Origin of the sequence: Serratia sp. CY33525 (genome assembly GCF_052169115.1) — a bacterium.
In the GTDB taxonomy this organism is placed as follows: Bacteria; Pseudomonadota; Gammaproteobacteria; order Enterobacterales; family Enterobacteriaceae; genus Serratia; species Serratia sarumanii.
Genome location: NZ_JBJNLK010000008.1, coordinates 48317 through 69940 on the forward strand (window position 1 = coordinate 48317; position 21624 = coordinate 69940).

20 protein-coding genes are annotated in these 21624 nt (G+C 62.0%); 5 read left to right on the top strand and 15 right to left on the bottom strand.

Translation table 11 applies throughout. The annotated features are described in order from the left end of the window. Positions 1–57: 57 nt before the first annotated feature. The 3 genes from ACJ8IM_RS18615 (at position 58) to rsmJ (ending at position 3434) form a co-directional block, all read left to right on the top strand. The gene (locus tag ACJ8IM_RS18615; RefSeq protein ID WP_033654482.1) at positions 58–519 is read left to right on the top strand and encodes an HIT family protein; all 462 of its coding nucleotides are present in this window, start codon (positions 58–60) and stop codon (positions 517–519) included. Between the two features lie 117 nt (positions 520–636). Continuing rightward, complete coding sequence (gene prlC, locus ACJ8IM_RS18620) at positions 637–2679, top strand: oligopeptidase A (protein ID WP_033649387.1); 2043 nt, start codon at positions 637–639, stop codon at positions 2677–2679. A gap of 8 nt (positions 2680–2687) precedes the next feature. Further along, entirely contained in the window at positions 2688–3434 is a 747-nt protein-coding gene (rsmJ, locus tag ACJ8IM_RS18625) for a 16S rRNA (guanine(1516)-N(2))-methyltransferase RsmJ (RefSeq protein ID WP_033654480.1), read from the top strand. Positions 3435–3462: 28 nt separating this feature from the next. On the opposite strand, the gene ACJ8IM_RS18630 is transcribed toward rsmJ, so the two are convergent. The 13 genes from ACJ8IM_RS18630 to ACJ8IM_RS18690 all read right to left on the bottom strand — a co-directional run bounded on the left by ACJ8IM_RS18630 (position 3463) and on the right by ACJ8IM_RS18690 (position 17220). Then, the gene (locus ACJ8IM_RS18630; protein WP_033654479.1) at positions 3463–4062 is read right to left on the bottom strand and encodes a KpsF/GutQ family sugar-phosphate isomerase; all 600 of its coding nucleotides are present in this window, start codon (positions 4060–4062) and stop codon (positions 3463–3465) included. Beyond that, a complete protein-coding gene (locus ACJ8IM_RS18635; RefSeq protein ID WP_033649383.1) occupies positions 4062–5699 on the bottom strand; it encodes an FGGY-family carbohydrate kinase in 1638 nt (545 codons plus the stop codon). The genes ACJ8IM_RS18630 and ACJ8IM_RS18635 overlap by 1 nt, the downstream gene beginning before the upstream one ends. Positions 5700–5712: 13 nt before the next feature. Further along, on the bottom strand, positions 5713–6666 hold the full coding sequence (locus tag ACJ8IM_RS18640; protein ID WP_033649382.1) for an ABC transporter permease: 954 nt from the start codon (positions 6664–6666) through the stop codon (positions 5713–5715). Position 6667: 1 nt separating this feature from the next. Then, positions 6668–7657 (bottom strand): ABC transporter permease, encoded by a 990-nt coding sequence (locus ACJ8IM_RS18645; protein WP_015379367.1) that lies wholly within the window; start codon positions 7655–7657, stop codon positions 6668–6670. Then, positions 7650–9149, bottom strand: coding sequence for a sugar ABC transporter ATP-binding protein (locus tag ACJ8IM_RS18650; RefSeq protein WP_033654478.1), 1500 nt, complete (start codon positions 9147–9149; stop codon positions 7650–7652). Before ACJ8IM_RS18650 ends, ACJ8IM_RS18645 begins: the two co-directional genes overlap by 8 nt. Positions 9150–9253: 104 nt before the next feature. Further along, the gene (locus tag ACJ8IM_RS18655; protein WP_033649381.1) at positions 9254–10240 is read right to left on the bottom strand and encodes an autoinducer 2 ABC transporter substrate-binding protein; all 987 of its coding nucleotides are present in this window, start codon (positions 10238–10240) and stop codon (positions 9254–9256) included. A gap of 329 nt (positions 10241–10569) precedes the next feature. Beyond that, positions 10570–11913, bottom strand: coding sequence for an NADP-specific glutamate dehydrogenase (gene gdhA / locus ACJ8IM_RS18660; protein ID WP_033649380.1), 1344 nt, complete (start codon positions 11911–11913; stop codon positions 10570–10572). A 200-nt stretch (positions 11914–12113) separates the two neighbouring features. Further along, a complete protein-coding gene (gene uspA / locus ACJ8IM_RS18665) occupies positions 12114–12551 on the bottom strand; it encodes a universal stress protein UspA (protein WP_004930988.1) in 438 nt (145 codons plus the stop codon). A 266-nt stretch (positions 12552–12817) separates the two neighbouring features. After that, on the bottom strand, positions 12818–13726 hold the full coding sequence (locus ACJ8IM_RS18670) for a LysR family transcriptional regulator (protein ID WP_033654477.1): 909 nt from the start codon (positions 13724–13726) through the stop codon (positions 12818–12820). A gap of 51 nt (positions 13727–13777) precedes the next feature. Then, positions 13778–14359, bottom strand: coding sequence for a DUF924 family protein (locus ACJ8IM_RS18675; protein WP_051917637.1), 582 nt, complete (start codon positions 14357–14359; stop codon positions 13778–13780). Positions 14360–14364: 5 nt separating this feature from the next. Then, a complete protein-coding gene (locus ACJ8IM_RS18680) occupies positions 14365–16119 on the bottom strand; it encodes a monovalent cation:proton antiporter-2 (CPA2) family protein (protein WP_033654476.1) in 1755 nt (584 codons plus the stop codon). Continuing rightward, positions 16112–16381 carry a hypothetical protein gene (locus ACJ8IM_RS18685; protein WP_033636375.1) on the bottom strand — a complete coding sequence of 90 codons (270 nt, stop codon included), beginning with the start codon at positions 16379–16381 and terminating at the stop codon, positions 16112–16114. The genes ACJ8IM_RS18680 and ACJ8IM_RS18685 overlap by 8 nt, the downstream gene beginning before the upstream one ends. Before the next feature lie 65 nt (positions 16382–16446). Beyond that, complete coding sequence (locus ACJ8IM_RS18690; RefSeq protein WP_033654475.1) at positions 16447–17220, bottom strand: SDR family oxidoreductase; 774 nt, start codon at positions 17218–17220, stop codon at positions 16447–16449. 432 nt (positions 17221–17652) lie between these two features. Here ACJ8IM_RS18690 and uspB point away from each other — a divergent pair, with 432 nt between their 5' ends. Beyond that, positions 17653–17988, top strand: a complete 336-nt coding sequence (uspB, locus tag ACJ8IM_RS18695; protein WP_016930435.1) for a universal stress protein UspB — start codon at positions 17653–17655, stop codon at positions 17986–17988. A gap of 73 nt (positions 17989–18061) precedes the next feature. Here uspB and pitA read toward each other — a convergent pair whose 3' ends face one another. After that, the gene (gene pitA / locus ACJ8IM_RS18700) at positions 18062–19564 is read right to left on the bottom strand and encodes an inorganic phosphate transporter PitA (RefSeq protein WP_033636373.1); all 1503 of its coding nucleotides are present in this window, start codon (positions 19562–19564) and stop codon (positions 18062–18064) included. 300 nt (positions 19565–19864) lie between these two features. Between pitA and ACJ8IM_RS18705 the strand changes: the two genes are divergently transcribed. Further along, on the top strand, positions 19865–21064 hold the full coding sequence (locus ACJ8IM_RS18705; protein ID WP_033654474.1) for an NAD(P)/FAD-dependent oxidoreductase: 1200 nt from the start codon (positions 19865–19867) through the stop codon (positions 21062–21064). A gap of 77 nt (positions 21065–21141) precedes the next feature. Here the strand turns inward: ACJ8IM_RS18705 and ACJ8IM_RS18710 are convergent, their stop codons facing one another. Continuing rightward, positions 21142–21555, bottom strand: a complete 414-nt coding sequence (locus ACJ8IM_RS18710) for a VOC family protein (RefSeq protein ID WP_033654473.1) — start codon at positions 21553–21555, stop codon at positions 21142–21144. Positions 21556–21624 lie beyond the last annotated feature (69 nt).

The following is a 21624-nucleotide window of genomic DNA, read 5'->3' on the forward strand; positions in this document are numbered from 1 at the left end:
GGCCGGTGTTCGAAGCGTTCGAATGGGTTGAAACGCTGTGAATCACAAGGAGAAAGGATGAGCTGCATTTTTTGCGACATCGTGGCGGGCAAGGCGCCGTGCCATAAAATCTGGGAAGACGACGACCATCTGGCGTTCCTGTCCATCTTCCCCAACACCGACGGCTTCAGCGTGGTGATCCCCAAGGCACACCACCCGAGCTACGCCTTTGACCTGCCGGACGAGGTATTGAGCGCGTTGATGCTGGCGACCAAGCGGGTGGCGAAGCAGCTGGATCGCGCGTTCGACGACGTCGGCCGCTGCGGCATGGTGTTCGAAGGTTACGGCGTCGACCACGTGCACGCCAAACTGATCCCGCTGCACGGCACCGCGTCGCTGGAGCAGTGGCGGCCGATCGAATCGACCTCGCCGAAGTTTTTCGCGCGTTACGAGGGCTATATCTCCTCCCACGACGCCGCGCGCGCCGACGACGAGCAGCTGGCGGCGCTGGCCGCCCGCATCCGCCAAAGCGCCGTTTAAGGCACCAACGATCAACGCCGGGCATTGATTTTCCTGTTGTCTGGCTCCATGTTAGAGATTCATACGCATTTTAAGGCTCGCCCCACGGCGGGCCCCAACGCTAATCAGGACTGCCCTATGACAAATCCGTTGCTGACCCCGTTTTCCCTGCCGCCGTTCTCGGCGATCCGCCCTGAAGATATCGTGCCTGCGGTGCAATCCGCGCTGGCGGACTGCCGCGCCGCGGTAGAGCGCGTGGTTGCGCAGCCGGGGCCGTTCACTTGGGACAATCTGTGTCAGCCGCTGGCGGAGTCGGACGATCGGCTGTCGCGCATCTGGTCGCCGATCGGGCACCTGAACTCGGTGAAAAACAGCCCGGAGCTGCGCGCCGCCTATGAGCAGGCGCTGCCGCTGCTGTCCGAGTACGGCACCTGGGTCGGCCAGCACGAAGGGCTGTACCAGGCCTACCGCAGCCTGAAAGAGGGCGCGGCGTTTGAGGCGCTGAGCGTGCCGCAGCGCAAGGCGGTGGACAACGCGCTGCGCGATTTCGAACTGTCGGGCATCGGCCTGTCGGCGGATAAACAGCAGCGCTACGGCGAGATCGTCGCGCGCCTGTCCGAACTGGGTTCCACCTACAGCAACAACGTGCTCGACGCCACCATGGGCTGGAGCAAACTGATTACCGACGAAGCCGAGCTGAGCGGCCTGCCGGAGAGCGCCCTGGCGCAGGCACAGGCGATGGCGCAGGCCAAAGAGCAGGACGGTTGGCTGCTGACGCTGGACATGCCGAGCTACCTGCCGGTGTTGACCTACGCCGACAACCGCGCGCTGCGCGAAGAGATGTACCGCGCCTTCGCCACCCGCGCCTCCGATCAGGGGCCGAACGCCGGCAAATGGGACAACAGCGAAGTGATGGCGGAAACGCTGGCGCTGCGCCACGAGCTGGCTCAGCTGCTGGGCTTCGACACCTACGCCGACAAGTCGCTGGCGACCAAAATGGCGGAGAGCCCGGAGCAGGTGATCGGCTTCCTGAGCGATCTGGCCAAGCGCGCCCGCCCGCAGGCCGAGCAAGAGCTGGCGCAGCTGCGCGCCTTCGCCAAACAGCACTATGGCGTGGACGAGCTCGAAGCCTGGGACATCACCTATTACGGCGAAAAACAGAAGCAGCACCTGTTCTCCATCAGCGACGAGCAACTGCGCCCGTACTTCCCGGAGCAGCGGGTGGTGGAAGGGCTGTTCGAAGTGGTGAAACGCATCTACGGCATCACCGCCAAAGAGCGTAAAGACGTGGAGACCTGGCATCCGGACGTGCGCTTCTTCGATCTGTTCGCCGCCGACGGCGAGCTGCGCGGCAGCTTCTACCTCGATCTGTACGCCCGCGAAAACAAACGCGGCGGCGCCTGGATGGACGACTGCGTCGGCAGCCTGCGCAAGGCCGACGGCACGCTGCAAAAGCCGGTCGCTTACCTGACCTGCAATTTCAACCGCCCGCTGGGCGACCAGCCGGCGCTGTTCACCCATAACGAAGTGACCACGCTGTTCCACGAGTTTGGCCACGGTCTGCACCACATGCTGACGCAGATCGATACCGCCGGCGTCTCCGGCATCAACGGGGTGCCGTGGGATGCGGTCGAACTGCCGAGCCAGTTTATGGAAAACTGGTGCTGGGAGCCGGAAGCGCTGGCGTTTATCTCGGGCCACTACCAGAGCGGCGAGCCGCTGCCGAAGGCCATGCTCGACAAGCTGCTGGCGGCCAAGAATTACCAGGCGGCGCTTTTCATCCTGCGCCAGCTGGAGTTCGGCCTGTTCGATTTCCGCATGCACTTCGAATACAGCCCGGAAAAAGGCGCGCAGATCCTGCCGACGCTGGCGGAAGTGAAGAAAATGGTGGCGGTGGTGCCTTCGCCGAGCTGGGGCCGCTTCCCGCACGCCTTCAGCCACATCTTCGCCGGCGGCTATGCGGCGGGTTACTACAGCTACCTGTGGGCGGAAGTGCTGTCGGCCGACGCCTACTCGCGCTTCGAAGAAGAGGGGATTTTCAACGCCGAAACCGGCAAATCCTTCCTCGACAACATCCTGTCGCGCGGCGGTTCGGAAGAGCCGATGGCGCTGTTCAAACGCTTCCGTGGCCGCGAGCCGCAGCTGGATGCTATGCTGCGCCATTACGGCATTAAAGGATAACCCGACACGTGAGCGTGTGTTTATTGTGTGAAGCAGGCGCCGATCCCGGCGCCTTGTCTGTTTTGGCGCAGCGCTGGCGGCTGACGTCCGACGACGACGCGCCGATGGCGCTGGTACTGACCCCGCAGCGGCTGGAGCTGCGCAAGCGCGACGAGCCGAAGCTCGGCGGAATCTACGTCGATTTCGTCACCGGCACCATGGCGCACCGGCGCCGCTTCGGCGGCGGCCGCGGCGAGGCGGTGGCCAAAGCGGTCGGCATCAAGGGCAGCTATCTGCCGGACGTGGTGGACGCTACCGCCGGGCTGGGGCGCGACGCCTTCGTGCTGGCGGCGCTGGGCTGTCGGGTGCGGATGCTGGAGCGCAATCCGGTGGTGGCGGCGTTGCTGGACGACGGCCTGCAGCGCGGCTATCAGGATGCGGAAATCGGCCCGTGGCTGCGCGAGCGCCTGACGCTGCTGCACGCCTCCAGCCTGACGGCGCTGGCGGATCTCAGCCCGCGCCCCGAAGTGGTGTATCTCGATCCGATGTTCCCGCACAAGCAAAAAAGCGCGCTGGTGAAGAAAGAGATGCGGGTGTTCCAATCGCTGGTGGGCAGCGACGATGACGCCGACGGCCTGCTGGAACCGGCGCGCCGCCTGGCGACCAAGCGCGTGGTGGTGAAGCGCCCGGACTACGCGCCGCCGCTGGCCGACGTGCCGGCGCACGCCGCCACGCTGACCAAAAGCCACCGTTTCGATATCTACATGCCGCTGTAATGTCTGCCGGGCCCGCCGTGTCGGGCCCTCAGTTTTCCTCCCGCAAGCTTTTCCCCACGCCGCCGCCCGGATGCACCGCCAGCAAGGCGTCCTTGTCGTAACCGCTGCGCGCCATCAGGCAGGCGCAGGCGGCGTCGAAGATCGCCAGCACCAGCACAATTGAGGTGGTGGCCAGCATGTTCAGCGGATCTATCTCCTTTTGCACCCCGGTGGCGATCGTCAACTGCGCCGCCTGTGCGATGGCGGAATGCGGGTTTTCCGTCACCGCGATCAGCGTCACGCCCTTGGCCTGCAGCGTCGGCAGCAGGCGGGTCAGCTCGTCGGAATTGCCGCCGCGCGAGATCAGGATCAGCAGATCGTCGGCGCGCAGAAAACCCAGATCGCCGTGCGCCGCGCCGGTGGCGTCGAGGTAGACCGCCGGCCGTTCCACGCAGGCCAGCATGTGGGCTATCTTGCGCGCCGCAATCCCCGAGGTGCCGACGCCGGTGACGGCGATTTTACCGCGGCAGTCGGCCAGCAGCGTCAACAGCCGCTGCCAGGTGCGCGCGTCGAGGCGCTCGCCCAGCTGCGCCAGCTCCTGACTGTAGGTTTGCCAACCCTGCACCGCCTGCCGCCATTCCTGCTGCATCACGCCTCCTCCTGCATCAACCGGCGGTATTTCATGTGGTCGTTGTACAGCTCGTGGAATACCCGGTATTTGCGGTCGTAGTAGCTTTTTATCTGGTTGGTCTGCGGCGTGACCGTCTTGCCGATGCGGCTCATGGCGCTCATCGCCTCCGGCAGGGTGTCGAACACGCCCGCCGCCACGGTGCCCATCATCGCGCCGCCGAGCAGCATCGCTTCGCTCTCCTCCGGCAGCAGCATGGCGCAGCCGGTGGCGTTGGCGTGCTCCTGCACGAAGATCGGGTTCTTGGTGCCGCCGCCGCTGGCCATAATGGTGTCGATGCTGTAGCCGCTGTGGTTCATGGTTTCGATGATGTGGCGGGTGCCGAGCGCGATGGCCTGAATGGTGGCCAGGTAGTGCAGCGCCATGTCCTCCGGCGTGCGCGACAGCTTCAGCCCGGTCAGGATGCCGGTCAGCGTCGGGTTGGCGCGCGGCGAGCGGTTGCCGTGGAAGTATGGCAGCATATGAATGTCCTGCGTCAGGAAGGCGATATTCTCCGGCTCGCCGGCCATGCGGCGCAGAATGGCGTTCAACACCTCATAGATGGTCTGCCCCTGAGTTTTCGCCTGCGCCAGCAGCTCCGGGTAGCACGGGTGCGACTGGATGACGTGGTCGATCAGCGCGCCGGTGGCGGACTGGCCGCCTTCGTTCAGCCAGTATTCCGGCAGGATCGCCGAGTAATACGGCCCCCAGACGCCGCCGATAAAGCGCGCGGTGCGCGACATCGCCATATGGCCGGTGGAGGTGCCGCCGATCAGCGCGACGCGGCGGTTGAAGTCGGCCACCTCGCCGGAGACGCCGGTGGCGCCCAGCGTGCCGAGGGTGCCGGCATGGGCGTCGATGATCGACACGCTCACCGCCGTGCCGGCGATCAGCCCCATCTCGCCGGCGGCGCGCTGGGTCAGGCCGTGGCCCAGCGGCTCGCCCATCATTTTGACGTCGCTGCCGATCTTGGCCGCGTCATGTTCCAGCACGTCTTCCAGCCCGATCTGCTGGAAGTAGCTCTTGTCCCAGCGCTGTTCGTGGCCGAGATAGGTCCACTTGCAGACCGTCGAACACAGCGAGCGGGTGGCGTCCTGGGTGGCGCGCCAGGTGAGGAAGTCCGGCAGATCGAACAGGTAGCCGGCGTTGGCCCAGGTGGTGGGCATGTGCTGTTTCAGCCACAGCAGTTTCGGCGTCTGCATCTCCGGCGAGATAATGCCGCCGACGAAGTCCAGCACCCGGTGTTTGGTGGCGTTGATGCGCTCGGCCTGGGCGATCGCCCGGTGATCCATCCACACGATGATGTTCTGTTCGGTGCGGCCGGAGGGGCTGACGGTCAGCGGCTTGCCCTCTTTATCCAGCACCACCAGCGAACAGGTGGCGTCGAAGCCCAACCCCTTGACCTGGATCGGGTTGATGTCGGCCTGGTTGACCGCGTCGCGCACCGCATTGCACACCGCCTGCCAGATGTTATCCGACGACTGCTCGACGAAATCCGCCTTCGGCCGGTACAGATCGATGGCCCGGCTGGCCTGGCCGACCATGCGGCCATTGAGATCGAATACGCCCGCGCGCGCGCTTCCGGTGCCCACGTCTACGCCAATAAAATAGCTCGCCATTATCTGTTTTCTCCTAAGCTTTTCGATTCTGTAACGCGATAAACAGGATCAGCACGCCGCCCCACAGGGCCATGGTCAGGTAGCTGCTGACCCCCAGCAAATTGAGGCCGCTTTCCAACATTTGCAGCACGATCAGCGCCAGCACCAGCCCCAGAATGCGGCCGAAGCCGCCGTCCGGGTTAATGCCGCCCAGCACCGAGGCCAGAATGGTCACCAGCAGATAAGATTCGCCGTAGCCGGCCTTGGCCGAGTTGAACTTGGCCATCATCAGCAGGGCGGCGCCCCAGCCGAGCAGCGCCGACAGGATATACACCGCTACCTGCACCCGCGCGGTGTTCACGCCGCTGAAGCGGGTGGCCTGCTCGTTGGAGCCGATCAGGTACAGGCTGCGGCCCAGCGTGGTGTGCTCCAGCAGCAGCCACAGCCCGGCCGCCACCAGCAGGAACAGGATCAGTGCCACCGGCACGCCGAGCACGGCGCCGTTGCCGAGAAATTGAATCGCCGCCGGGAAGCCGGAGATCACCGCGCCGTTGGACAGCAGGATGTTCAGGCCGGTGATCAGGGTCATGGTGCCGAGCGAGGCGAGGATGGGCGAGACGCCGATCCAGGCCACCAGCGCGCCGTTGAGCGCGCCGATCGCCACCGCCACCAGCAGGCCGGCCACCAGCGCCAGCGCCAGGAACAGCGGCTGGTCAGGGTGGCTGACGATGATCGCCGCCATCACCAGCGAACAGGCGTTGGCACCGGCGATAATCGACAGGTTGATGCCGCCGGTCAGCATGGTGATGCCCATGCCGAGCGCCAGCAGGCCGAGGATCGGCAGCTGCGAGGCGATCGACTGGAAGTTGCCGAGGCTGAAGAAGCGCGATCCGAGCAGCCCGGCGAACAGCAGCGCCACCGCGATGATGATCGCGCCCTGCAGGCGAATGATCCGATCGTTTGGGATCAACCGAGTTAACTGCGTCATGTCAGATCTCCTTGAGCAGCTTGCGTTTTTCGTTCCAGGCGGTGGTGCTGATGCTGATCAAAATGATCGCGCCGCTGAATACCTGGTGCCAATAGGCCGAGACGCTGAGCAGCGTCAGCCCGTTTTGCAGGAAGGCCAGCAGCACCACGCCGAGCAGGGTACCGGTCAACGAGCCGCGGCCGCCGCTCATGCTGGTGCCGCCCAACACCACCGCCGCCAATACCGTCAGCTCGAAGCCGAGCAGCGAGTTGGGGGCCACCGACTGGGTGATCTGCGCCTGCACCACCGCCGCGACGCCGGCCAGAATGCCCATGTAGCCGTAGACGCAAAAATGCAGCCGCAGCAGGTTCAACCCCAGGCGCGACGCCGCGTCGCGGTTGCCGCCCATGGCGTAGATCTGGCGCCCCAGCCGGGTGCGGTTCATCAGCACGCCGGTGACGACGATGGTCGCCAGCAGGCACAGCAGCGGCAGCGTCAGGCCGTAGTCGTAACCGTCGGCACCCTGGAACGAGAACCAGTTGATGCCGTTCATGAACCAGTCCGGGAAGCCGTACAGCCAGGTACCGTTGGTGGCGTACACCAGCAGGCCGTAGAACAGGTTGAGGGTGGCGATGGTGATGATGATTGCCGGCACTTTCAGCCAGTACACCAGAAAGCCGTTCACCAGCCCGAGCAGCAGGCCAACGCCAATCGCCAGGGCGAACGCCAGCGGGAAGCTGCCGCCGTGCTGGATCACCCAGCTGGCCATCACATACTGGGCAATGGCGGTGACCGCCGGGAACGAAATGTCGATGCCGCCGGCGATCAGCACCACGAACAGCCCGCAGGCCAGGATGCCGAGAATGGCGTAGCTGGTGGCGACGTCGGTCAGGTTGCCGAGCGTCAGAAACTCGTCGGTGCCGGCGCTCAGGCCGATCGCCAGCAGCAGCACCAACAGGCCGAGATAAAACTCGTGCCGCCCGGCCAGGCGGGCCAATAATGACTTATCCATTCACCACCTCGGCGATCTGTTGCTCGGTACTCTGGTGCGGCGCAAACTCGGCGATCAGCTCGCCCTTGCGCATCACCATCACCCGATGGCTGTTGTAATAGGCTTCCGGGATCTCGTCGCAGATCATCAGCACCGCCATGCCCAGCTGCGCCAGATCGCGGGCGATCTGGTAGATCCCCTCTTTGTTGGCGATGTCCACGCCGACGGTGGGCGAGTCGAGGATCAGGATCTTCGGCTGGGTCGCCACCCACTTGGCGATGGCGATGCGCTGGGCGTTGCCGCCGGACAGGGTTTTCACCGGCAGCGCGCTGTCGGACACCTTGATGTTCAGATCGCGGATCAGCCGGTTGACCAGCTCGGTCGCTTTGGCGTGATCCAGCAGCCCGAGCGAGGTATGCAGCCGATCGAAGACGGTGACGATGGTGTTGTCGTAGATCGATTGCTCCATGATCAACCCCTGCGTCAGACGATCCTCCGACACATAGCCGATGCCGTGGCGCACCGCTTCGCGGTTGTTGTGCAGCTGCACCGCCTGGCCCTCGATGCGGATCTCGCCGCTGTCCGGCCGCGTCATGCCGAACAGGCTGAGGCACAGTTCGGTGCGGCCGGCGCCGAGCAGGCCGACGATCGAGACGATCTCGCCACCGCGCAGCGCCAGATTGACGTTGCGGTATTTCTCGCCGCGGCTGAGGTTGCGCACTTCGAGCAGCGGCGCCTGTTCGGCCGGCGGCAGCGGCGGCAGCGGGCTGTAGTGGAAGCGTTGGCCGGTCATCAGGAACGCCAGTTCATGGCTGTCCAGTTCGCTGGCCGGCCAGGTGCCCACCAGCTTGCCGTCGCGCATCACGCTGATGCGATCGGCGACTTCCATCACTTCATCCAATCTGTGGCTGACGAATACCACGCAGATGCCGGCCGCCTTCAGCTCGTTGACCACCCGCAGCAGGCCGTCGACCTCCTGGCGGGTCAGCGAGGCGGTCGGTTCGTCCATGATAACCAACCGCGCCTCGGCGGCGATGGCGCGGCAAATCGCCACCAGTTGCCGATCGGCGATCGACAGTTTTTCCACCTTTTTATCGGGATCGATGCGTACGCCGACCCGCGCCATGGCGTCGAGCGCCGTCTGGCGCATCACCCGCTTGCGCACCCAGAAATGGCCGCCGGGCAGGTAACGGTGGATGGCGATGTTCTCCGCCACCGTCAGGTTAGGGAACAGCGACAGGTCCTGGTAGATCACCTGTATGCCGTAATAACCGGACAGCTGCGGCGTCAGGGCGTGGAAGAGTTTGCCTTCCAGCGAAATGTTGGCGCCTTTTTCCGGCTGATAGACGCCGGAGATGATTTTAATGATGGTGCTTTTGCCGCAGCCGTTTTGCCCGGCCAGGCAGTGCACTTCGCCAATATTGAGCGTCAGGTTGATCTGGTCTAATGCCAGCACGCCTGGGAATCGCTTGCTGATATTCTCCAGGGTGATAAATGCGGGGGAGGCTGTCATAACGTTAACCTGTGCTTGCGTAGCGGCCGAAGCCCTGGGCGCAGCAAGCTGCGCCCCTACGAGGGTTTAACTACTTTCCCGGTGTGGCGAAATTACGCGAAAAATCAGAATCCAAGCGATTGGGCGTTGTCTTTGGTGACTTCCAAAATCTTATTAAACCGAATCACTTTGTGTTCCATGTCGACGTCGGCCTTGCCGAGGCCCTCGATCGCCAGATCCTTGTTCACTTCCTTGCCCTGCAGCAGCTGGTCGGCCACCGTCACCAGCGCATAGCCGGCGTCTTTCGGATCCCACAGCAGCGCTTTTTTGATGTCGCCGCGCATCAGGTAAGGGGCGGCCTGCGCCGGCATGGCGATGCCCACCACCGCGATTTTGTCCTTGGCGCGTTTCTTGGCCACCGCCTGGCCGGCGCCGATCGGGCCGAGCGAGCCGAAGCCGATGATGCCCTTCATCTGCGGATAGGTTTTCATCAGATCCAGCGTGGTGGCGTAGGATTTGTCGATGCTTTCCGCCACCGGCAGGCGCGAGGTGACTTCAAACATGTCCGGGTATTTTTCTTTCTGGTATTTGATGGCGGAATCGGCCCAGGCGTTGTGCAACGGCACGGTCAGCGAGCCGACGTAGATCGCGTAGCCGCCTTTGCCGCCCATGTCTTTCGCCAGCTCATCGACGTTGGCCTGCGCGTATTTCTCGCTGTCGATGGTCTCGATGTCCCACTGGCCGATCTGCTGGTCCGGGGATTCATGGGTCAGCACCACGATGCCTTTGTCGCGCGCTTTTTTCAGCACCGGCTCCAGCACCTTGGCGTCGTTCGGCACCACGATGATGGCGTTGACGTTCTTGGCGATCAGATCCTCAATCACCTTGACCTGCGCGGCCGGATCCGGGGTAGAAGGGCCGGTCTGGTAGGCGTTGACGTCGAGTTTTTTCGCCGCTTCGTTGACGCCCACTTCCATGCGGTTGAACCACGGAATGCCGGTTACTTTGGCGACCACGGCAATCTCATATTTATCAGCGGCGAACACAGGTGTTGTCGATAACATGCACGCAGAAACCACACATGCATTTAATAATGCGAGGTTAAATTTCATTAGCTGTACCTTTTTTTATCTGTAGGGGTGGCGGTTTTTCCACCGCTGCAGATTACAAAGGAATGGAAGAGGGGGCGTAGCTGAAGTTAACGAAATGTGATCTGCGCACAGTTAAGTAAAATAATGGCGTATTTAGTGTTAAATAAATGTTTAGTTATTTGGTGGTGGTAAATTTACTACCGATTAAGAAGCAATAAATAACCATGCATTAACTTTTATTTAACCAATTGGTATCATTTGGATGGCGAGAAAGCATAAAAAAATGCCGGCGCAGAGGCCGGCATTGAAGCATTTAATCGATGTGTGAACAAGATCACCTTTAAGGCGGATTACAGCACGCCCTGCGCCAGCATGGCGTCCGCGACCTTGACGAAACCGGCGATATTTGCGCCGTGCACGTAGTGGGTTTGCTTGCCTTCGCCGCCGTATTCCACGCAGGCGTGGTGAATATCGGCCATGATATGTTGTAAACGTACATCCACTTTCTCTGCCCGCCAGCCGATGCGCGCGGCGTTTTGCGCCATCTCCAGCCCCGAGGTGGCCACGCCGCCGGCGTTGGCCGCCTTGCCCGGCGCGAACAGCACGCCGGCGTCGAGGAAGGCGTCGGTGGCCTGGATGGTGGTCGGCATGTTGGCGCCTTCCGCTACCGCCTTCACCCCGTTGCGGATCAGCGTCTGCGCCGCCTCGAGATCCAGTTCGTTCTGCGTGGCGCACGGCAGGGCGATATCCACCGGCACGTTCCACGGCTGCTGGCCGGCCAGATAGGTCAGGCCGCGTTCGCGGGCATAGTCCGCCACCCGGCCGTAGCGTTGGTTTTTGATCTCCGCCAGGTGCGCCAGCTTCTCGGTGGTGAAGCCGTCCTCGTCCACCAGGGTGCCGCCGGAATCCGACACGGTGATCACGCGCGCGTCCAGCTCCAGCGCTTTCTCGATGGTGTACTGCGCCACGTTGCCGGAGCCGGACACCGCCACCCGCATGCCTTCAAAGCCCAGGCCGTGGCGCTGCAGCATGGCGTCGGTGAAGTACACGAGGCCGTAGCCGGTCGCCTCGGGGCGGATCAGGCTGCCGCCGAAGGAGAGACCCTTGCCGGTAAACACGCAGGCGGTGTTGTTGGACAGTTTCTTCATCATGCCGGCCATAAAGCCGACTTCACGGCCGCCGACGCCGATGTCGCCGGCCGGCACGTCGGTGTCCGGCCCCAGGTGGCGATACAGCTCGGTCATCAGCGCCTGGCAGAAGCGCATGATCTCGCCCTGGCTTTTGCCCTTGGGATCGAAATCGGAGCCGCCTTTGCCGCCGCCCATCGGCAGGGTGGTCAACGCGTTCTTGAAGGTCTGCTCAAAACCGAGGAACTTCAGGATCGACAGGTTTACCGACGGATGGAAGCGCATGCCACCTTTGTAGGGGCCGATGGCCGAGTTGAACTGCACGCGGAAGGCGCGGTTGACCTGCACCTGGCCGCGATCGTCCACCCAGCTGACGCGGAACTGAATGACGCGCTCGGGCTCCACCAGGCGCTCCAGCAGAGCCTGTTCGCGGTAGCGCGGGTTGCGTTCGATAAACGGCCACAGCGAGGTGAAGACTTCGCGCACCGCCTGCAGATATTCCGGCTGGTGGGGGTTATGGCGCTGTAACGAGGACAGGAAAGACTCTACCGATACGGCATATTCCATGGATAACTCCTTTTAGCATTAAGTTTTCCCCCGCTATTTCTTATAGATATGGGTATAGGCGATGCCCGGGGGAGGATGTTGTGTCTTTAGCGACTATATCATCGGAGGGCGGTTGATTATCAAGCGATTAATCGGCGTGGCGGCATGAAAAACGCCCGCAGGGCGCGGGCGTTGGGCAGTTAAGTTAGCAAGTGCTTACTTTATTCGTCTTCTTCATCGCGCAGCGGCACGATCAGCATATCGATGTGCACGGTATTGATCAGCTGGCGAGCGGAAGACATCAGCTTGCTCCAGAAATCCTGGTGGTGGCCGCACAGTACCAGATCCATGTCATATTTCTTGATGGCATCGACCAATACCTGCGCCAGATCGCCGCTGCCGCTCAGGGTCTCGGTGATCGGGTAGCCGGCGTTTTGCGACAGCTCGGTCAGCGCCTGATGGGTTTCCTCAGAGATGCGTTTTTGCATGTCGCCGAGATTGACGTCGATCAGGCCGGTATAGAGGTCGGAATAGTTGACATCGACGTGGATCAGAGAAACTTTAGCGTTGTACGGCCGCGCCATCGAGACGGCTTTTTCTACCAGGATCTTGCTTTCCGGGGATAGGTCCACCGCGATCAGTATGTGTTTGTAAGCCATAAGAATACTCCTTCCATAAACATGCCGATTAAAAGGGTTAGCAGGCGTTCCGTTTACCCGCCTTGCGCTTTTGGTTCCATAGTATCATTCGGATAACGCAATGATATGTTGGGGCGATCACACTGCGCCGCATCGAAAATCTCTCCGCCCGATACCTTTCGTTGTACACCCGCGCGGCGTAAAAGCCTATTGATTATGCGGATGCTGCCGGTCTGACCGCTTGAATTATAAGCGTTATTAAACAAAGTATAGCGCTAAATGCGCAATCAGCGCTCCAGATGCGGCTGCAGAAGGCTTTCAAACCACTCGTGAAACACCGCCAGGCGGCGTGAGCGCTGGCGACGATGGGGATAGATCAGGGCGATCGGCATGGAGGCGGCGCGGTAAGCGGGCAGGACTTCCACCAGTTCGCCGGCGTCGAGCAGGTGTTGCACGTCGTAGCGCGGGATTTGCATCAGCCCCAGCCCGGCGCGGCAGCAGGCGATATAGCTCTCGGCGTTGTTGACCACCACCCGGCTGGGCAGTTCGAGCCGCTGGGTATGGCCGTCGTCGGTCAGGTATTCCCAGGGGGATTCGCGGCCGGTTTTGGGCGAGGCGTAACCGATGCTCCTGTGCCCCTCGGCAAGATCGGCGGGCTGAAGCGGATGGCCGAATTCGCTCAGGTAGGCGGGGCTGGCGCAGTTGATCAGCGCGATATGGCCGAGTGGGCGCATCACCAGGCTGCTGTCGTGCAGATCGCCGACGCGCACCGCGCAGTCGACCCCTTCCTGCACCAGATCGATGGCGCGATCGGCGGAGCCGAGCACCAGCTGCAGGTGGGGGTGGCGCCGCAGCAGGCTGGGCAGCGCCGGCGCGATCAGCCGGCGGGCAATGCGGCTCGGCACGTCGACGCTGAGCCGGCCGGAGGCCTGGCGCTGGCTGGCCTGAAACGACTGATCGATATCCTCCACCTCGGCCAGCAGCGGGCGCAGCCGCTCGAGCAGCTGTTCGCCGTCGGCGGTCAGCCGCACCTGCCGCGTGGTGCGGTGCAGCAGGCGCACGCCCAGCTGCGTTTCCAGCTGTTGCACGGCGGCGGACACCGAGGCGCGCGGCACCTCCAGCACATGGGCTGCGCGGATAAAGCTGCCCATCTCCGCTACCTGCACGAATACGCGGTATTGATTGAATCTGTCCATCGATGCGCCCGTTATTGTCCTTATTATTGCCGCTTAAAGCATTCTGCGGCGTTATCCGGCAAACCCTCCTTGCTCCAGGAAGGCTTGCTCCTGCGTGGTAGTATCGCGCAACAGCAGCTGATTGCGATGTGGGAAACGACCGAAACGGCGGATGATATCGCGGTGTCCCTCGGCGTGCGCGCGTTCAGCCGGCCCCAGTTGAGCGTTTAGCGCCACGGAAAGATCCTGATCGGCGAGATTTTCCGAGTGGGCGAACGGCAGGCAAAAAAACAGGCGCAGCGAAGGCTCGACGGCCTGCATGTAGTTCGCCGCAATGGCGATGCGGGCGAAGCGGCGCGCCAGCGGATCGGTGGCGTACATGTGGGCGGTGTTGCGAAAAGCGTTGCGCGGAAACTGGTCGAGCAGGATCATCAGCGCCAGCGCGCTTTCCGGCGTCTTAAGCCAGTCGTCGCGTTCACGCCGGGCCGCCGCCAGATGCAGGCCCAAAAAGCGCGCGCGAAAGCGTTGGTCGAAGCGCGGATCCTGCCGGAACCATTGCTCTGCGCCGGCGTCTTGCCAAAACCGCACCACCTCATCGGCCGTTTGATTATCGGCCGCGAGCGCATCGCTGCGCCGGCGGAAAAGGGTCGGCATGCCCGTCATTCCTTCTTCGCCTTGGTCGGCGCATTGCCCAAAATCATCGATGTACCGGCGTAAATGCCGCCGGACACCTCCATCGCCAACCGTTCGGCATCCTTGCGCCGCAGCTCGGCCATCAAATCCGCCGCGGTTTCCGGATCGGAGCCCAACGCCAACATAGCTTCATGCCCGAAAGACATGGCGGACTCTAAGGTGACGCGAATTTGGTAATCCACATTGGCCTTGATCAGCGCGATGGCATGTTCGCGGTCATGAGCGCGAGCCAGCACGCGGGCCTGCGGGAAGTGGGTTTTGGCGTGTTCGACAATCTGCGTGGCGGCTTGCGGATCGTCAATGCAGACCAAGATGGCGCGGGCGTGGCCGGCGCCCGCCGCATGCAGCACATCCATGCGCGCACCGTCGCCATAGTAAACTTTGAAGCCGAAGTCTTGCGCGTCGCGGGCAACCTGGGGTTCGCGGTCGATAATGGTGATATCGGCGCCCATCGCCAAAACGTGCTGGCTGACGATCTGACCAAAACGGCCGAACCCGACGATCAGCACGCTGTTGGTCAAGCCGGCGGGCTGTTCCGTGCCGTCCAACGAGGCGTCGGACGAGGCGCGCAGGCGTTGGTGGATCAACACCGCCAGCGGTGTCAAAGCCATCGACAGCACCACGACGGCGGTCATGTTGGCGTTGGCTTCCGCAGGCAGCGCCTGATTGGCCAGCGCAGCGGCGAACAGCACAAACGCAAATTCTCCCCCTTGCGCCATGAGTACGGCGCGGTCGAGAGCATCACCGTGCGAGCTTTTCGTCAACCGGGCCACGCAGTAAATACACAGGCCTTTGATGAACATCATCGCCAGCACGCCACTGACGATCAGCGGCCAGTTGCGCGCCACCACGGCCAGATCGAGAGACATGCCGACGCCGAGGAAGAACAGCCCCAAAAGCAGACCGCGAAAGGGCTCGATGTCGGCTTCGAGCTGATGGCGGAACGTCGATTCCGACAGCAGCACGCCGGCCAAAAAGGCGCCCATGGCCATGGAAAGGCCACCCAGCTGCATCAGCAAAGCGGCGCCGAGCACTACCAGCAGCGCGGCTGCGGTCATCACTTCGCGCGCTTTGGCGTGCGCCAGAATGCGAAACAGCGGGTTCAGCAGCCAGATGCCGGCCGCCACCAGCGCGGCCAGCGCACCGGCGGCGATGGCGATGCCGCCCCAGGCGGAACCGGATACCGGCGTCGATGAACCGGCCGGCGCGATGAACGCCACCAGCGCCAGCAGCGGGACAATCATCAGATCTTCAAACAGCAATACGGCGACGATTTTCTGACCGCGCGGGCTGGCGATGTCGCCGCGTTCGCCCAACAGCTGCATGACGATCGCGGTAGACGTCAGCACGAATCCCATGCCGCAGATGAAGGAGATGGCCAATGAAAAGCCGAAGGCCATGCCGATGGCGGTGAGCAGCAGCCCGCAGCTCAATACCTGCAGGCTGCCCAGGCCGAAAATATCGCGCCGCATGTTCCACAGATGAGAAGGCCGCATCTCCAGGCCGATGATGAAGAGAAACATCACCACCCCAAGCTCGGCGGTGTGCAGGATGGTCTGCGCATCGTTGAACAAACCAAAGCCGAACGGCCCAATCGCCAAACCGGCGGCCAGATAACCCAGCACCGAGCCCAGCCCCAAGCGCTTGAACAGCGGCACGGCCACCACGGCGGCGCCCAGTAGCGTCACCACGTTGAGCAGGTCGCCGGCGCTTTCAGACATGGGCGAGGCGCCAGAATACGAACGCGGCGATGGCGGCGGGGATCGCGAACACCAGCAGCAGGATCGGCAACTCCGCCCGCAGGCTGTAGCCCGCGTGGGCGACGCCCACCCACATATTGACCGCCGCGATCAGCAACCAGGCCGGGACGAAAATTTTTGCCGCCAGCGCCATGCCCGCCGCACTGGCGCCCCAGAGCCAGCCGAACAGCACAAACAATCCCAGGAGAACCACGCCTCCGCCAATGACCATTAGCATGTGCATTGCAATATCCTCTACGCTGCGCCTCCTGGCGGGGGCGGACGCCAGACGCGCGCCCCCATGCGGCGTTACTTGGTAGTATAGCCGCCGTTGATCAGGATAGTTTGGCCGGTAACCCACCAGCCGTCGCTGACCAGATGGCGGATGAACGGCACCACGTCTTCGATATCGGTGAGGCCGGTTTTGCTGAACGGCGACAGCGCCGCCGCGCTTTGGTGATACGCCACCGCATCGGCGCCTTCGGCCGGATAGAAGAACGGGGTGTCCATCGGGCCGGGGCCGACCGCCGTCACGGAGATGCCGCGCTCACCGAACTCCTTGGCGGCGGCACGGGTGAAGTGCTCCACCGGCGCCTTGGTGCCGGCGTAAGCGGCATAGAACGGCGTGAAGGCGCCGAGCAGCGAGGTGACCAGCGTGCAGATTTTACCGTTGTCGTTGAGGTGTTTGCCCGCCTCTTTCAGGAAGAAGAATGCGGTTTTGGCGTTGACCGCGGTCATCTCGTCGTACTCGGCCTCGCTGATGTCGACCATCGGCTTTTTCAGCACTTTGCCGACGGTATTGATGGCGATATCCGGCTTGCCGACGGCGGCGACCGCATCGGCGAACAGCTTCTCGACCGCGCCCGCGGTGGTCAAATCGGCCTGCAGCGCGACGCCTTGCGCCCCGGCGGCCTGGATGGCGGCGACGGTCTTATCGGCTTCGGCTTTGGAGGCGGCGCTGTTGTAGTGGATCACTACCGCTTTGGCGCCTTGTTCAGCCAAATCGCGCGCGATAAGCCCGCCGAGATTTTTGGCGCCGCCGGCGATCAGGACGATTTTTCCCTTGATTGAATGGTTTGCCATAACAGTTTCCTTGGATGAGCGTAACGGAAACCTGAGTCTAGCCAGCGTGGGGGGAAAGATCAGCGGCGTGGGGCGGGATAGACTATCCAGGAAAAACGACTAATTGCAGACGAACGGTTATCACTTATAACGCCCCGGCGGGGGCGTTTCGGCGCGTGGCGGTAAATTTTATCCACTGATCAGGCCAGTTTGCGTTTCATTAACCTACAATGATGAATATGGGCCTCACCATTTCCCCTCTGAGTGGAATCACGCCGTGCAAATCTCTCTGTGCGGTGCGGTAACGTCTCTGGAGGCGGTGGGTTATGGGCATGGCCCGTGCAGGCAAAAAAGGGGATGAGAGCGGTAAGCTCCAGCAGAGTATCGGGTAATGAGGTAGGGCGGTTGGACCCGGCGGATGGCCGCGGATAACAACGCCTTGAGGGGGTAATCATGATCAGTACCGTCGCGCTGTTTTGGGCCTTATGTGTGGTGTGTGTGGTTAACATGGTGCGGTATTACTCTTCTCTGCGCGCATTGCTGGTGGTATTGCGCGGCTGTGACCCGTTGCTGTACCAATACGTCGACGGCGGCGGTTTCTTCACCGCCCACGGGCAACCCAGCAAGCAGCTGAGGCTGGTGCGCTATATCTTTGCGCAACGCTATGTCGAGCACCACGATCCGGAGTTTATTCGCCGCTGCGAGCGGGTGCGCGGGCAGTTCATGCTGACCTCGGCCCTGTGCGGCCTGGTGGTCATCAGCCTGATAGCGCTGATGATCTGGTATTAATGCCTTCCTGTTTCCCTTGATGCAGGCAAAAAAAAGGCGGCCCTGCGGCCGCCTTCCTCATGATGCTTATCGCTTAGATCAGCTTCAACGCAACCCAATACAGCGCACCGGAAAGCAGAATCGAGATTGGCAGGGTCAGTACCCAGGCCAACAGGATGTTCTTCACGGTTTTGCTCTGCACGCCGCCGCCGTCCACGATCATCGTCCCGGCAACCGCCGAAGAGAGGACGTGGGTGGTGGAGACCGGCATGCCGGTATAACTCGCCACGCCGATAGACAGCGCCGCGGTCATCTGGGCCGATACGCCCTGGGCGTAGGTCATGCCTTTCTTGCCGATCTTCTCGCCGATGGTGGTGGCCACGCGTTTCCAGCCCACCATGGTGCCGAGCGACAGCGCCAGCGCGACGGCGACGATGATCCACATCGGCGCGTACTCGACGGTCTGCAGCAGATCCTGACGCAGGTTCTTCAGGAAGCGCTGGTCGGCGGATGAGGTTTCCGGCAGCTTGGCGACTTTATCCGCCGTGTCGGTCACGCACATCAGCAGGCGGCGCAGGTGGCTGCGCTGCTCAACCGTCAGCTGATCGTAGCTTTGCAGGTTGGTCAGCATGCCCTGAGCCAGCTCGATCGCCGGCATGGCGCGCGAACTGTCGCAGTGGAACTCGGCCGGCTTGTTCGGCGCAGCTTCGTCATCCGGGCTTGGCACCAGCGGCGTCAACGACACCGCATGCGACAGCGCGTCGCCGTGCTGCTGGTAATATTGCTGCAGGTGGGTCACGGCGTCACGCGTACGGGTGATGTCATAACCGGTTGCATTCATATTGACCACGAAGCCGGCCGGCGCAACGCCGATCAGCACCAGCATGATCAGGCCGATGCCTTTCTGGCCGTCGTTGGCGCCGTGCGAGAAGCTGACGCCAATCGCCGACAGGATCAGCGCGATACGGGTCCAGAACGGCGGCTTGCGTTTGCCGTCGACCTTTTCACGTTCCGCAGGGGTCATGTGGATACGCTGGCGTTTCTTGGTGCCACTCCAATAGCGGCGCAAGGCGAACACCATCACTCCCGCCACCATCATGCCGACCAGCGGCGAGAACAGCAGAGAAAGGAAAATACCAATCATTTTCGGGACGTTAAGCGCATCCACCACCGAAGTGTGGGTCATCAGGGCGTTGGTTAAACCGACACCGATGATTGCGCCTATCAGCGTATGGGAACTGGAGGCCGGCAGACCGAAATACCAGGTGCCGAGGTTCCAGATGATTGCCGCCAACAGCATGGAGAAGACCATGGCTAATCCGTGTGCTGAACTGACGTTCAACAACAGATCGGTAGGCAGCAAGTGGACGATGGCGTAAGCAACACTCAAACCGCCGAGCATTACGCCAAGAAAGTTGAACAAACCTGCCATCACGACCGCAAGTTGCGAGCGCATGGCGCGGGTATAAATAACTGTAGCGACCGCATTGGCCGTATCATGAAAACCGTTGATGGCTTCATAAAACAACACGAACAACAATGCGAGAATTAACATCAGGCCGGTATGGAAATCCAGGCCAGCGAACAAATGCAGCATAAGCGTTACGCCAGTTTGTGGACATGAACGCCGCGCATTATCAGTGACAACCGGGGCCGGGGAAAAGGAAAATATGACGTTTTTTTGATTTGGACATGACGAAACGATGACGCGCCTATAACAAAAATATGGAATATCAATGCGTTATTCTCCTCTGACCTCTGTAATATTTTCTTACTATGGCGTTGGCGGCGCCGGGGCTTTACAATCTGCCGCCGTGAATTTGGCGGTGACCGGCGGCGAAACGGCGTAATATGGCGCCCTTTTGTCGCGATTGTGGTTTTGATAAGAGAGGCTCAGGTGGAACAGTTTGATGTCGTAGTGATTGGGGCGGGCGCCGCCGGCATGTTTTGCGCCGCGCAGGCGGGGCAACTCGGTTGCCGCGTGTTGCTGCTCGACAACGGCAAAAAACCGGGCCGCAAGATCCTGATGTCCGGCGGCGGGCGCTGCAACTTTACCAACATGTACGCCGAACCGGCGGCCTACCTGTCGAACAACCCGCACTTTTGCAAGTCGGCGCTGGCGCGCTACACCCAGTGGGACTTCATCGATCTGATCAACCGCTACGGCATCGCCTACCATGAAAAAACGCTGGGGCAGCTGTTCTGCGACGACTCGGCGCAGCAGGTGGTGGATCTGCTGGTCAAAGAGTGCGAGCTGGGCCAGGTGACGGTGCGCCTGCGCAGCGAAGTGCTGGGCGTGGAGAAAACCGAACATGGTTACGCGCTGGCGCTGAATGGTGAAAAAGTGAGTGCTCGCTCACTTGTGGTGGCCAGCGGCGGTTTGTCCATGCCGGGGCTGGGCGCTTCGCCGTTCGGTTACAAGCTGGCGGAGCAGTTCGGTCTCAGGGTGCTGCCGACGCGTGCCGGGCTGGTGCCTTTTACCCTGCATAAGCCGCTGCTGGAGCATGTGCAGACGCTGTCCGGCGTCTCGGTGCCGGCGGTGATCACCGCCGAGAACGGCGTCAGCTTCCGTGAAAGCATCCTGTTTACCCATCGCGGCCTGTCCGGCCCGGCGGTGCTGCAGCTGTCCAGCTACTGGCAACCGGGTGAGTATGTGAGCATTAACTTACTTCCTGAGCTGGATTTGGCGGCCTTCCTGGATGATCAACGCCGCCAGCACCCGAACCAAAGCCTGAAAAACACCCTGGCGCTGCAATTGCCGAAGCGGTTGGTGGAGTGCTTGCAAACCCTGGGACAACTGCCGGAGGCCACGCTGAAGCAGCTGAATGCGCCGCAGCAGGCGGCGCTGGTGGAGCTGTTGCAGAACTGGCGCGTGCAGCCGAACGGCACCGAAGGTTACCGCACGGCGGAAGTGACGCTCGGCGGCGTCGATACCAACGAACTTTCCTCCAAGACGATGGAAGCCCACAAGGCGCCGGGGCTCTATTTTATCGGCGAAGTGGTGGACGTGACCGGGTGGTTGGGCGGCTACAACTTCCAGTGGGCGTGGAGCTCGGCCTGGGCCTGCGCCCAGGCGTTGGCGGCGCAGGAGCGTTAACGTTCAGCAGCGTGAAGGGGCTAGGCCGATTTAGAAGGCTATTTTATGATTATCCGACATCCGGAACATACCGTGATTTAATCGGCCGCCGGCCCCTTAAGCTCTATGCGATTGCCGTCCGGATCGCTGAAGTAAACCGATGGCCCGTCGCCTTCCGCGCCGTAGCGCGATTCAGCAGGGTCGACGGCGATCCCCTGCGATCGCAGATAGGCCAGCAGTTCGTCTTCGTTGAAAGGATCGATGCGCAGGCAGAGGTGATCGACATTTTGCCGGTGAGGATCGGGCGCGTCGCCGCCTTTTTTTCCAAGCTGGCCGTTCACGTCGACCAGATCAATCATGGCCGTTCCGGCGCGCAGGTGCACCAGCCCCATATCGGGCCGCCGTTTGGCGATGTCGCAACCCAGCGTCTGGGTATAGAACCGCAGGCTTTTTTCCGCATCGCGCACGCGCAGAACCACATGATCGATAGTCTTCAGGCTGAAAGGGGGCATGATTTTCTCCCAGAATCGCTGCGTTACTCATCAGCATAATCGGCAACGCCCGATTTATCCTGTTTTCGC